Below are 13,458 nucleotides of genomic sequence, written 5' to 3'. Positions count from 1 at the left end.
CGGTGAGAAACCGGTCGCTGAACGGCGGCGCGGCGCTTACCGCCTACTGAACTGTCGCTGGAACTGAGCAGCGTTTGCGTGGTCGATTTATCAGGCAAGATCGTGCGTGAGACGAAGGTGGCGAGTGAGCCTGATGCGCTGTTGCAGTATTTTGCCGATCTTGGGCTGCCGATAGTCAGGATCGGCCTTGAGGCGGGACCTCTGTCGCAGTGGTTGCGCGAAGGTCTGATCAAGGCTGGCGTTGAGGTGGTGTTGCTGGAGACACGGCACGTGAAGGCGGCGCTGTCGGCGATGACCGTGAAGACGGATCGCAAAGACGCTCGCGGGATCGCGCAGTTGCTGCGCATGGGCTGGTACCGTCCTGTGCACGCCAAGTCTGCAGATGCCCAGGAGGTGCGGGCCCTTTTTGTCGGCCGCAAGCTGTTGCAGGCCAAGCTGCCGACGTCGAGCTCAGCATTCGTGAGATCCTTCGCGGTTACAGACTCAAGGTTGGCGAGGTGAGCCTGGTGACAGCACTTCAACGTGCGCCGGAACGCGACGTGCTCCGTTCGAATGGCTACTCCGCGGCACATTGCTATCGCCATGAAGGTCGCCTCTTCCACCTTGACGGAACCGAAAACGAGTTGTTCACGCACTTGCTCGGCGGTAGTTGCCCGAAATGCCCCCATCATTCCGAACCGCAGGCCATCTCCCTAGCATACTGGCATCGACGAGATAAAGCTTCACAATCGGCCAATGACCGCACAATTTCTGCGACGCGAGGCCCTATTTTGGTGCGAGTCAGTCTTAGGAGGGCAGTAATGTTCGTTCAGCTCTAGTTGCGCTGAGACAAGGAGGTCAATCCTGCCTAAGTCGGCTCCAAACTGCACATCTCGCTGGAAGCTCTTCCGCCGCCCAATTAAGCGGAAGCGTAGTGGTTGGACGGCCTGTTTCGTCAGCTGTGGCCAACGCTATTTACCGGGTTTGAGCACCCCCCCCCCCCCACAAACGTCAGCAGGGAACTCAATCGCGCGCACGATTGAGACGTTAGGAGGTTCGCAAACGGCCGGCGAGAGAAAGAGATCGTAGTTATCCCACCAACCCATGTGCCGCAACGAATCCCAACGGCGGCACGCATGTCTAAATTGGGCCCACGCAGGAAAAAACCGAGCAGCGGTGTTGTGGCTCTGGAATGGAGATAGACGACAATGCCTCGAGGCTCAAAGCGGCAGTGCGAATTCCCTACGTCCGCCGAACTGTCGGCGCGTTACATGCAAGCCGTCGGGCTCTCTTCAGTGCGATCTGCGGTCCCCGACGCGTTCCCGACTTTTCGTTGGCTGGGAACAGAACAACTTATAGCCGCCTCGGGATCGAAGATCGTGGGCGCATTCCGCGTCAGCGACGGCAAGGGGGTAGAGTCCGGAGAATCCATAGAACCAAAAGCTAGTTCGATCGAGGATCGAGCCATATCGCCAGATGGTGCCATGCGGATTGTCCAAAATGGCTACGACTTGACGATGCTCGAAACGGAGACAGGCTTCCGTCATCGCCTTACGCATGATGGCACATGCGACATCGCCTATGGCGTTGTTGCTGACAATGGATCCGAGTCCGAACCGCTAACGCGATTGCGAAAGCACTGGGTTCCGCCTGTTGTTGGGACGTGGTCGCCTGACTCGCGCTATTTCGTAACGGTCCGCGTAGACCAGCGGGGGCTTCGCTCACTTCCATATGTAGTCGCGTCGGCTCCGGACGCAGAGGGACATCGGATACCGGAAGTACATGCATTTCGTTACGCTCTTCCGGGCGACACCACTGTGCCGACCGCCACCCTCGTGCTGATAGATCGCCTCACGCGCACGGTGCGTGAGCTGCAAGTCCCGCCGTTATTCCTGCTTTACGGTGCCCTCGAAGACAACAAGGTAGTCTGGACGGACGACGGTCGCTATCTGTTCGTCGGTGTGGAGTCGCGAGACCTAAACACCCTTACGGTGTGCCGGGTGGACCCTCAGACGGGCGTTTCTCACAAGGTTCTAGTCGACCGCAACGACAAACCTCTGCGGCCTTTCCCCTGGACTTCAAAGATATTCCTGCCCGTGGGCTGCGGCGGGCAGATCGTCCTGGTTTCGGAACGGGACGGCAGAGCTCATCTCTACCTGTACGACGTAGCGTCCGGAAAGCTTGTTCAGCAGTTGACCTCGGGTGCCTGGTCGATTGTCGACCTAACAGCGGTCGATGCACGTGAGCGTGCCGTGTTCTTCTCCGCTGCGGGTCGCGAGCCAGGACGTGATCCGTACCTGCGGCATTTTTATCGTATTTCGCTCGACGGTGGTCAGCCCATCCTATTGACGCCTGAAGATGCCGATCACGAGGTCCATCTCTCGCCTAGGGTTGACGCCTTTGTTGACGTTTACTCGACGCTGTCGCAGGCCCCCACGGTTGTCCTCAGGGAGAGCACGGGTGCCCTAAGATCGGAGCTTTGGCGAACCCGGCCCAACCCCTTAGTGGAGCGCGGCTGGGTTGCGCCCGAGCGCTTCTGCGTTACAGCTGCCGATGGCAGGACCGTCCTACACGGTACGCTTTACCTGCCATCGGGCAAGGAGGGATTCGGCCAGCTCCCGATCATCGATTCGATTTACGGCGGGCCCCACAGGTGTTATGCGCCTGTTCGGTTCCCGGGCGAAGGCGCCGGCGGAGCCATGGCTTTGGCACAGCTCGGTTTTGCGGTTTTCGTACTCGACGCCCGCGGTACACCGCTGCTCGACCGTGGCGCCCGGGATGCAACCTGGGGGCCGAACTTCGGCTCAGCAGATGTCGTTGCGGCGGATCATGCGGCCGCCGTCAAGCAACTTGCGGCGAAATACAATTTTCTCGATCCGGAACGGGTCGGGATATACGGCCACAGTTGGGGAGGTTACTACACGGTACGGCTAATGGCCCAACGTCCCGACGTCTTCAAAGTCGGCGTCGCCTCAGCTCAATCCAGTGACAATTACATGTATTTTTTTTCGAATGACCGCTGGTACGGACTTCCTTCAAAATTCCCCGAGAGTTACCAAGCGCAGTCAAACTTGCCGCTTGCAGGTCAGATTAAGGGTCACCTTCTGATGGTTGCTGGCGACGCGGATGACGCCGTTCATCCACTAAACACGATATTGATGGCGGGCGCCCTCGCGAAGGCAGATCGAAACTTTGATATGCTGATCCTTCCCGACTTGAACCATTCCACGACCGCAAGCGATGGGTATGTGACCAAGCGCACGTGGGATTATTTTGTGGAGCACCTACTGGGCGCCGAGCCGCCAAGGGATGTAAGAGTTCCGGATATTGGTAACGAAGCGGCTGACGCGGCAGATGGTAATGGGGTTTGCCGGTGAAGGCTTCCGTTTTGAAGGATTGCGTCTGTTGATGCTCAATCTTGAGAATAGGAGCAATGATATGGCCGAACTGAGCCCGCTTCGCTGACGCATAATTGAGAAGATGATCGGTCTGCAATCTGTCGCCGGCCACGTAACGATCCTATGTCCACGCGTTGGCGAAGTTGTCCCGCCATCTCGGCCGCTCTCCGGACCGGCTTGGTCTTGAGGACGTCCGCGCTCTCGATGCCGAGCCTAAAAACGGTCACGGCTTTGACCATGGCCTATGACGTGACCCTTCATCGCTTCGGAGACTGTGGGGCTGAGGTCGGCCACGTCGACAGCGAACGTGGGGTCATCCGGGCCGAGCACGACAAGGGCGGCAAGGACCGCACCGTGATGCTGGGCTGGCTGTTTCCCGACTGCGACGCAAATCGCCCCGTGGAGGTGTTGTATTCGGCCTGTCACTCGGCGCGGGCGCCAGCGCGTGATGGTCCACACGCTCAGGCACGGCTTCGCCACGCATTTGCTGGAGGACGGCGCCATCCAGGTGCTGCTTGGCCACAGCAATCTGTCCTTGACGGTGCGCCATACCTGAGCCCGCCATATCGGCGAGGCTGGAGATGGCGTATTGAGAGATGCCGGTCCTGCGGGGGTGGTCCGCATCGCCTATAATTCCTGTCGCAACCGGCATTTGCCCGGAGTGCCATGGGCAAGCTTGTTGGGACTGGTTTGCCGCGTGACAGAACGAGATCTTGCGGGTTGCCTATTTCCACCCCGTCTTCACGCAGTCGGAGCAAATCGCGCCGATTGCCATCCAGAAAGGCAGCGGTCTCACCATCCTGTTCAAGACGACGGCTGAGACCCTGCGCATGATCGCTGCAGACCCCAGACATCTCGGCGCCAAGGCCGGCCTAGTCGCGGCCCTCCACTGGGGCCAAAACTTCACCTACTATCTCCAGCTCCATTGCATCGTACCGGCAGCGGCATCTCTCTCAATGACGCGGGTTGGGTCGTCTGCCGGCAAAGGCTCTTCCTGTCCGTTGCGCATGCTGCCGCGCCTGTTCCGCCGCTCTTTCTTGATGAACTCCCCTCTGAACGAGGGTCTGTTGAGCTTCTTCGGCGATCTCCGTGGCTCGTCGCCGTTAATGGATCGTGTACGCCAAGCCGCCCTTCAGCGGACCGAAGTAGGTGCTGCCTACCTCGGCCGCGCACCCATCGCGTCGCTAAGCTCGACCTGTGTCGCAGGCTGCGGGACGGATCGCAGCGGAACGATCTCGAACCGGATGCCGAAAGCGCGGCTGTCGCCGCCGAGCGCCTTGCGGTGGACGTTGCTGCATCTGCCGAAATCCGGGCGGCAGCCAAGAATGCGCTTGAACGGCTTGAACCGCACAGACTGGTCTTCATCGATGATGACTGGCACGACCACACGAAGATGACGCGCCTATATGGCCGATGCCCAAAGGGCTAGCGGATACACTCCAAGTCACTGTTCGGTCACTGGAAGACCCAGACCTTCACCACAGGCCTCAGATGCTTAGGGTCCACCACTCCATTTGAGACCTCTGTTTCCACGCAGTTCGCCCAAGCCTGCCAAAGGGCGATGCCGTCATTCTCGAGCGCGTCCGCCGAACAGGCCATCGGGGCCAGAGGCCCCTGCCTGCCTTCGCCAAGACCAGCAGCCCAGCCTAATCGCATAGTTGCCCCAAATGCATGAACACAGATGCTAATTGGGCCATCACGCAGACATTATGCGTCAATTGCTGATAATCGCAAAAAAGCGGCAGGGGATGTCAACTAGGATTTTGGAGCGGGTCGTCTAGGCTGGATGGCACAGATGCCCTACATAACAAAACTGGGGAGCTAGGATGATGTCAAAGAAGTCCATAACAAATCATTGGTCTTATAACCGCCGTGCGGTCGTAAAGGCAATGCTTGCCGGATCCGTAGCGCCTTGGATGATAACTTCTACGGCGCTGGCCTCGTCGTGTGGGAATAAAATCGTGCGCTTTGCAAGTATTTCGTCGCCAGATACCATGAATCCATTTGCTACATGGTCTTCTTTTTGGCCAACCGTGTTTACCTATGATTTCCTCGTCGGGGTGGATGCGCAGCGTTACGATGATCGGAAAGGTTTCGCCAAAGAGTGGTCGGTTGCGGACGACAGTGTAACTTGGACTTTCAAGATCTGGCCCGGCTTGAAATGGTCGGACGGCCAACCTGCAACTGCCAGAGATGCCGCGTTCACATACAATTATCTGCGCAAATCGATGGGCACGCCCGAAGAGCTCAACGTCGGCTGGAACAACACCACCGGCCTCGATCTGGTCCAATCGATCACAGCTCTCGACGATGAGACTTTGCAAATCGTGACCAAGTCTCCTACCCAGTGGCCAATCAACAACACGACGATGATGGTCCCCGAGCACATCTGGAAGGACATCAGCTACGCGGATGCTCGTGGCACTTTCCGGAATGATCCTCCGCTGGTGGGCACCGGCCCGATGGTCGTTGCAGAGTTTCAACAGGGTCAGTTCGTTCGCTTCACGCCGAACCAGTACTTCCGTAACGGGCAACCGGCAATAGCCGGAGCGATCTTGAATTATTTTAATACGGCGGATCCCATCGTCCAGGGTCTAAAGAGCGGTAGTCTTGACTATGGCTCCAGTATCACGGCAGCGCAGTGGCAGAACCTCTCAAACGAACCCGATATTGCGGTCGGTCAATCGCGCATCGAGCAGCGGAATTTCCTGGCGTTCAACACTCTAACGGGGGAAGGGGCCGGCAGCACCAAGGCTTTGGCGGACCCGGCGTTTCGCGATGCAATTGGATATGCCATCGATCAGAACACCATCGTTGATCGAGCTTTTCAAGGACACGCCGACGTTGGCGTCGGGTTAGTCATGCCGGTGGCCGCCAATTACTATTCTGATTTAAGTGACATCAGACGTCGCTTTGATCTCGCCGAGGCAGGTCGCCGGCTCGATGCTGCCGGCTATCGCGACACCAATGGCGACGGCGTCCGGGAGGACAAGGAGGGTAAGAGCTTCCAACTCGACCTGATTACCGCCACCGCTTCGGGTATGCTCGAGATACCGACCGCGGGTGTGCAGCTTATCGCGGGCTGGTTGGGGCAAATCGGAATCCCCGTATCGGTGACCCAGCTCGACTCCGGAGCGCTCACCGCCCGCACGGCAGTGCCGGAAAAAGGCGGTGGGGGGTGGGATCTGCTCGTTGCCGGAAATTGGCCGTCTCCCTATCCTGCCGATCTGCTTTCTTTGGGCAAAAGCGCCGACCCACGCAATCGTTCGTACTGGAAAAACGAGAAATTCGACGAGCTAGCGTCGGAGAGCGATGTCACCGTCGACCTCAAGAAAAGCCAGGATTTGGTCAATCAGGCGGCGCGACTCATCTACACAGAAGCACCTTACATAATGCTGTGTTACCCTTTCGTGCTCGACGCTCATCGGAAGGACTGTTTCCAAGGCTGGGGTGACGCGGCTTCGTCGTGGAGCTATTTCCCGTTCGATCGCCTCACGGTGGGCTGATGGCCGGTAATGGACACGGAGGCCCGACGAGCCGGCGTATTGGAAGCATCCTGATCAGGGCGATCACGACGCTTCTGATGGTGGCAACGCTAAATTTCATCCTCTTCAGGGTCATTCCTGGCGATCCTGCATCGCTTCTACTTGGCGGGGCACGCGTCAGCATTACCGCTGGACAGATGGAGGATCTGCGCCAGGAATGGGGCCTCGATCAGCCGCTGTTCCCGAACCAGGTTCTCGATTACTTGTCGGCAACTCTCCGTGGCGATTTCGGTTACAGCTTCAAGTTCAGGGGCAGGCATGTCGCTGACCTGATTTTGGAGCGTTTGCCGGCCACTATCGCCTTGGTCGGTCTAGCCCAATTGATCGCCATCCTATGCGGAGTTATGCTTGGTCTATATGCGGGTTGGCGCAGGGGAGGAGCCGTCGACCATATCGCCACTAGCGCCTCTCTTGCGCTCTATTCTACGCCGTCTTTCTGGCTTGGGATGCTCCTGGTGGTGATTTTCAGTACGTCACTAGGCTGGTTTCCGGGCTACGGTGCATACTCTCCCGGCGCTATTATAGGTTCCATTGACTGGTTGCTCGATTATCTACGGCACCTCGTGCTCCCGGTCACCGCGGTGGCCCTTGGACTCATCGGCCAATACGTCGTGGTCGCTCGTGCTGCGATGAGCGACGTTGTCACCGAGGATTACATGGTAACCGCACGGGCCAAGGGACTCACCAATGGTCAGATGCTGATGCGTCATGCATTCCGTAATGCAATGCTGCCGGTCGTAACCTTGATTACTCTCAACCTCGGTTACGTGGTTGCCGGTGCTATCACCGTTGAAGCTGTCTTCGCCTGGCCTGGTATCGGCGGCCTCACGGTGGAGGCGCTCAATGCACGGGACTATCCAGTCCTTCAAGGAGTATTCCTGTTGCTCGGTGTCTCGATTGTTCTCGCAAACCTCGTAGCCGATCTTGCTTACGGCCTCCTCGATCCAAGAGTCCGGTAATGAGCGACGGTATTGTTCAATCTCCCTCACGTATTCGGGCGCGTGCTATCAAGGCCTTTCTGCGCCAATTTCTTGGCTATGGCGGCGCTCAAGTGGGCCTCGTATGTCTGGTATTCTTTGTAGTTGTGGCAGCGGTCCCCAATATTCTGGTGGGACCGCTCCAGACCGCGATCAATGCATCCGGAGATTTCCTCGTGCCCCCATCAGGCGAGCATCTGCTCGGCACGGACGAAGTCGGGCGGGACGTGCTCAATCTGGTCGTCCATGGTGCCCGGATTTCGCTCACCATCGCGCTGCTGGCGACTGTGATCAGCCTCGTCGTTGGGACTACGATCGGTGTGACGGCTGGCTACTATGGTGGCAGGGTTGACGTCTGGCTGATGCGCTTGACTGACTTCTTTTTTGTCATGCCGTCCTTCGTGCTGGCGCTGGTCATCACACCCGTGGTTCTCGAGGTTACGGGGCGCGGCGGAGAAATCCTCGGCTTCCGTCCTTCTCTTTTCGTGATCCTTGTCGTTATCGGCATGACAAGCTGGGCTTTCGTTGCACGTATCGTACGCAGTCAGACACTGTCGCTTAAGGAGCGAACATTCATTGATCGTGCGCGCGTTGTGGGTAGCAGTAATTTCAGCATCATGATGCGGCACATCCTGCCCAATCTCGTGCCGCAAATCGCAGCCAATGGTGCCCTGGTCGTCGCCGGCGCGATTTATGTCGAGACGTCGCTTTCGTTCCTCGGGCTTGGCGATCCGTTGCAGCCTTCATGGGGCACTTTGCTTTCGCTCGCCCAGCGCGCCGGCGCTGCCAGTGCTGGAGCCTGGTGGTACCTTGGTGCCCCCGGACTGTGCGTAGTCACGGTTTCGCTTAGCTTCGTCCTGATTGGCAATGCCCTCGACGACACGTTCAATCCACGTCGAAGGGTTATTCCATGACAAACTTCTCCCAGGAGAAGGCTCCGCTTCTGGAAGTCGACGGGCTCTCTGTCGACTATGGGCTCAAGGGCGTTTTGTCGCGCGCAATCGACGGCGTAAGCTTCGCGCTTCGGCCCGGAGAGGCCGTTGGCCTAGTCGGCGAATCCGGTAGCGGAAAGACCACGACCGCCATGGCGATCGCGGGTCTGCTGTCACCAAATGCACAGGTCAGCAGCGGCGAGGTGCGTTATCGCGGCAACCGACTGCCGATCGACGATGATGCGGCGATGCGGCCACATCGCTGGTGCGAAACGTCCGTAGTCTTTCAGGGGGCGATGAATGCGCTTAATCCTGTTCACCGCATCATCAAGCAGATCGCCGAGCCGTGCATGCTGAAGCTGGGCATGTCGCGTGGCGAGGCGGCGGCGCGGGCAAGAGAACTGCTCGAGCTCGTTGGCATTCCGACTGACCGCGGTTCCGCCTATCCGCACGAGTTGTCGGGCGGCATGCGTCAAAGGGTGATGATTGCGATGGCGCTCGCATGTCGCCCCTCGATCGTCATCGGCGATGAGCCCACCACGGCGCTGGACGTCATAACACAGGCTCAGATCCTGAAGCTGCTGGGGGAGTTGCGATCGAGGCTTAGCCTTGCCCTCATTTTGATCACCCACGACCTTTCTGTGGTGGCTGAGTGTTGTGATCGCGTGATGATCATGTACGCGGGGCGGATCGTCGAGGATGGCACCGTCGCCGAGATCTTCGCCCAGCCTAAACATCCCTACACTCGCCTGCTGATCGAATCGATCCCGAACCCAGCGAGCGGCAAACGGATCATTCGGCCAATACCCGGTGATCCCCCCAACTTGGTGGATCGACCCTCAGGCTGCGCTTTCCATCCACGTTGCCCGTCGGCCATGGGGATTTGCGCGACCGAAGTCCCCAGCCTCGATCAGTTCGGGCGGGGACGCGTGGCCTGTCACCTTTACCGGTCCTCGCAAGAAGCCAAGGTCGCAGCTCATGCCTGACACCGCCGATATCCTGCGTCTCGAGAGCCTACAGGTCCATTTTCCTATTCAGGGGGGGCTGTTCGACCGTGTCCTGGGCCGCCCTGCCGGCGCCGTACGCGCGGTGGACGGGATCGACCTCAACGTCGGGCGCGGCGAGATCGTCGCCTTGGTCGGGGAATCGGGAAGCGGCAAGACGACGGTGGGCCGCGCCATCACAAAGCTCGCCCAGCCAACTGGCGGCAAGTTGCTGTTCGAAGGCCGCGACATGACGTCGGTTCAAGGCTCCTCGGCCTTGCGTCCTTACCGCCATCGCGTTCAAATGATTTTCCAGGACGCCTATCAGGCGCTCAATCCGCGACACACAGTGTTCGATATTGTGGGAGAGCCGCTGCGGTCACTACGGCTGGTCGAGAACCATGCCCAACTCACGGAACGCGTCAGCGAAGCGCTTGCAGCCGCAGGGCTCAACCCGCCCGGGAATTTTTTCTCCCGCTTCCCACATGAGCTGTCTGGCGGGCAGCGCCAGCGGGTTGTGATTGCCGGAGCGCTGGCCGTGAAGCCGGAGCTCATCGTTGCCGACGAACCCGTCTCGATGCTCGATGTCTCGATACGCGCACAGATTCTTCAGGTTCTGTTCGACTTGCGCGACAAGCACAATATGGCGCTACTGTTCATCACCCACGATTTGCCGCTGGCTTGGTTGATCGCCGACCGGATTGCCGTCTTATATCTTGGAAAATTGGTCGAAATCGGTAGCGCCGACGAGATCACATTCAACCCTCGCCATCCCTATACCGTCGCCTTGCGTAACGCCACACCACAGATTGGCGGCAGTGCAGGTCGCGCCGAGATGCCGGCCTTGCAAGGCGAGGTTCCAAGCGCCGCACACGTACCGACGGGCTGTCGGTTTCATCCTCGCTGCCCGATTGCCATCTCTCGATGCCGCGAAGAAGAACCACCCGCTGTCGTGGTGGGACCGCAGCACATCGCAACTTGCTGGTTGGCAACATGAAGGCCAACCTCTTGCTCAGTCCGCGAAGCGTGAACTATCGGTGGAACCGAGATTATCCGGCAACGAGACGGTTGACCGCGGCATCAGAGCCTTGCTGCAGCCCTCGCTCATCGCGGAGATAGTCGAAGAATCCTCGCCCCGGAATCGCCAATGGATCGGCTAAGTGGTGGCCCGAAGCGGTCGCTGCCGCCCGCCTTCGATAAGACCAGACTAAAGTAAAGAAATGCTGCGTAATGCTCCCGACGGAGTTGGGCTCGCGTCGGCACCCATTACCGGGTCGGTCGGCGCGGCGAATGAACAGCTAATCTCATCGCGCAGGCGAAGCAACAAGCGCATCCTACAGCTCCCCTAATCCAGGACGGAGGTTGCCATGTTGGAACACATTTTCGTCAAGCCGCAGACGGTCGATCGGATTATGGATTGCTGGGCTTGGACCGCAGATTGACCGGAACAATTGACGAGTATGTGACGGCCTTATGCGACCGCGCCTATTCGTCGCTAGGGACAACCCAGCCGTTTAAAACTCTCAGGGCACATAACCGGGGGGACACAAAAGCCCGATTGGACTAACCCGCTCCGCGATTGCGGAGCGGCAAGGAGGGTGCCGACGGCGTGGTCTTGATCGCGTCATCTGTCGCGCTGGTCATGTGTCCACAACAAGCTCCGACTGCGTCAGCATGGAGTGGCTGCTTGCAGCCCATTCCACCGGACAAAGGAGCTTGTCATGACCCACCTTCGCCAGCGCATGAGCGCGAGGACATGGAGATGCGCAACCTCGCGCTCAACACCCAGCTCTCCTACCTTCAGCAGGTCTCGCTGTTTGCGCGTCACTTCGGCAAGTCGCCGGACTTGCTCGGGCGAGAGGATATTCGGACCTATCAAGTCTATTTGACCAACGAGAAAAGCTGTCGCCCGGCTCGATCCACACTGCGGATTCCGACGTGAAGCCGGCCGCCATTTCCGATCAAACACCGGCCACCATTCCGGTATGAAGCCGGCCACCATTCCAACCAAAGACCGGCCGGTTTTCGGCACTGAAGATTACCTCCTGGGTCAGCAACTTTGGCATCAATTGCCTCGCGATGAACGAGGACATTTTGATGCCGGCAAAGAGAAGGCTGACCATGAGACAGTTGAGACAAATGCTTCGGCTTGCCGGAAGCGGGACCAGCTCCCGCGAGATTGCGGTCGTGCTGGGAATAGCACGCAGTACGGTGCAGGATAATCTGCAGCGCGCAGCGGCAATCGGGTTGAGCTGGCCCCTGCCAGGCGAGCTGACCGATGACGCGCTTGAGAACAAACTCTTCGCTCGCAATGGCGTCAAACAGGGCACGCGGCGGCGCCCAGAGCCGAACTGGGCCGATCTTGCCGTCGAGCTCAAGAAGCCGGGCGTCACGCTCCTCATCTTGTGGGAGGAGTATCGAGGAAGTCATCCCGACGGATATGGCTATAGCCGGTTCTGCGAGCTCTTTCGCAGCTTCGAACAGCGGCTTTCGCCGACGATGCGCCAGGAACACGCCGCCGGCGACAAGGTCTTCGTCGACTATTCCGGCAAGAAGATCCCGATCGCTGATCGAGACACCGGCGAGATCCGTGAGGCGGAGATCTTTGTGGCGGTCTTGGGAGCGTCCAGCTTCACCTATGCCGAAGCAACCTGGACCCAGACACTGCCTGATTGGATTGGTTCACACGTCAGGATGTTTCGTTTCTTTGATGGCGTTCCCCGCCTGGTCGTCCCCGACAATCTGAAGTCGGGCGTCAGCCGCGCCAGCTTCTACGATCCCGAGATCAACCGCAGCTACGGCATGATGGCATCCCACTATGGCGTCGGCGTTCTTCCGGCACGGCCAAGAAAGCCTCGGGATAAATCGAAAGTGGAAAATGGAGTGCGTTTTGCCCAATCCTGCATTCTGGGGCGTCTGCGCAACCAGACCTTCTTCTCGCTGGCCGAGGCCAATGCCGCCATTCGCCAGGCACTCGATCGCATCAATGATCATGTCATGCGTCGGCTGGGCGTCAGTCGCCGGCAACTGTTTGAGAGCGTCGAGCGTGCTGCGCTCGCAAGCCTTCCGAGCGAAGACTACGAATTCGCCGAGTGGCGTTTGGCCCGCGTCTCGACGGACTACCATGTCGAGTTCAAGACCTTCTTTTATTCCGTACCGCACAACCTCATTCGCCAGCAAGTCGATCTGAGAGCAACGGCACGCACCATCGAGATCTTTCACCGCGGCAAGCGCATTGCCGTCCATCAGCGCCGTTATGGCGGTCCTCGTCATGGGACTGATCCGGATCATATGCCCAGCTCCCACCGGCGATATGCCGAGTGGACGCCGGATCGGTTCCGTCGCTGGGCCGCATCCGTCGGGCCCGAGACGGAAGGCTTGGTTGTCGCAATCCTCGCCAGCCGCCCACATCCTGAACAAGGCTTTCGAACATGCCTGGGTGTTCTGCGCCTGTTTCGCGATGTCACACGCGATCGCGCCGAAGCCGTGTCAGCCCGCGCTGTCGAGATCGGTGGGCTGAACTGCAAGAGCATCGCCTCGCTCATCGCCAATCACAAGGCCGCAAGGCAGTCCACCGAACCAACCGCCATCGTCGATCACGCCAATCTGCGTGGCCCTGATTACTTTCATTGAGGAGATACACC

At 58.9% G+C, this 13,458-nt stretch carries 9 protein-coding genes and 2 pseudogenes; all 11 read left to right on the top strand.

Features of this window, described 5'->3' with window-relative positions:
- Positions 1-51 precede the first annotated feature (51 nt).
- Positions 52-503: pseudogene (locus X728_RS01795) on the top strand (transposase); the annotation flags it as partial.
- Between the two features lie 684 nt (positions 504-1,187).
- Positions 1,188-3,356 (top strand): DPP IV N-terminal domain-containing protein, encoded by a 2,169-nt coding sequence (locus X728_RS138655; protein WP_081732508.1) that lies wholly within the window; start codon positions 1,188-1,190, stop codon positions 3,354-3,356.
- A gap of 466 nt (positions 3,357-3,822) precedes the next feature.
- Complete coding sequence (locus tag X728_RS1000000172330) at positions 3,823-3,933, top strand: tyrosine-type recombinase/integrase (RefSeq protein WP_348625652.1); 111 nt, start codon at positions 3,823-3,825, stop codon at positions 3,931-3,933.
- Between the two features lie 157 nt (positions 3,934-4,090).
- A complete protein-coding gene (locus X728_RS1000000170655; protein WP_155924042.1) occupies positions 4,091-4,774 on the top strand; it encodes a hypothetical protein in 684 nt (227 codons plus the stop codon).
- Positions 4,775-5,203: 429 nt separating this feature from the next.
- Entirely contained in the window at positions 5,204-6,883 is a 1,680-nt protein-coding gene (locus tag X728_RS138670) for a peptide ABC transporter substrate-binding protein (protein ID WP_031196066.1), read from the top strand.
- On the top strand, positions 6,883-7,881 hold the full coding sequence (locus X728_RS138675) for an ABC transporter permease (RefSeq protein WP_023833038.1): 999 nt from the start codon (positions 6,883-6,885) through the stop codon (positions 7,879-7,881). The genes X728_RS138670 and X728_RS138675 overlap by 1 nt, the downstream gene beginning before the upstream one ends.
- Entirely contained in the window at positions 7,881-8,813 is a 933-nt protein-coding gene (locus X728_RS138680; RefSeq protein ID WP_023833037.1) for an ABC transporter permease, read from the top strand. Before X728_RS138675 ends, X728_RS138680 begins: the two co-directional genes overlap by 1 nt.
- Positions 8,810-9,817: an ABC transporter ATP-binding protein gene (locus tag X728_RS138685; protein ID WP_023833036.1), complete on the top strand. Its 1,008-nt coding sequence runs from the start codon at positions 8,810-8,812 to the stop codon at positions 9,815-9,817. The genes X728_RS138680 and X728_RS138685 overlap by 4 nt, the downstream gene beginning before the upstream one ends.
- Positions 9,810-10,811 (top strand): ABC transporter ATP-binding protein, encoded by a 1,002-nt coding sequence (locus X728_RS138690; RefSeq protein ID WP_023833035.1) that lies wholly within the window; start codon positions 9,810-9,812, stop codon positions 10,809-10,811. Before X728_RS138685 ends, X728_RS138690 begins: the two co-directional genes overlap by 8 nt.
- 724 nt (positions 10,812-11,535) lie before the next feature.
- A pseudogene (locus X728_RS138695) lies at positions 11,536-11,758 on the top strand (phage integrase N-terminal SAM-like domain-containing protein); the annotation flags it as partial.
- Positions 11,759-11,935: 177 nt separating this feature from the next.
- Positions 11,936-13,447, top strand: a complete 1,512-nt coding sequence (gene istA, locus X728_RS138700; RefSeq protein ID WP_196815114.1) for an IS21 family transposase — start codon at positions 11,936-11,938, stop codon at positions 13,445-13,447.
- The last annotated feature ends 11 nt before the right edge of the window (positions 13,448-13,458 follow it).

This window comes from Mesorhizobium sp. L103C119B0 (assembly GCF_000502235.1).
In the GTDB taxonomy this organism is placed as follows: Bacteria; Pseudomonadota; Alphaproteobacteria; order Rhizobiales; family Rhizobiaceae; genus Mesorhizobium.
The sequence above is the reverse complement of the archived record's forward strand: the minus strand, read 5'-3'. Positions and strand labels throughout refer to the sequence as shown.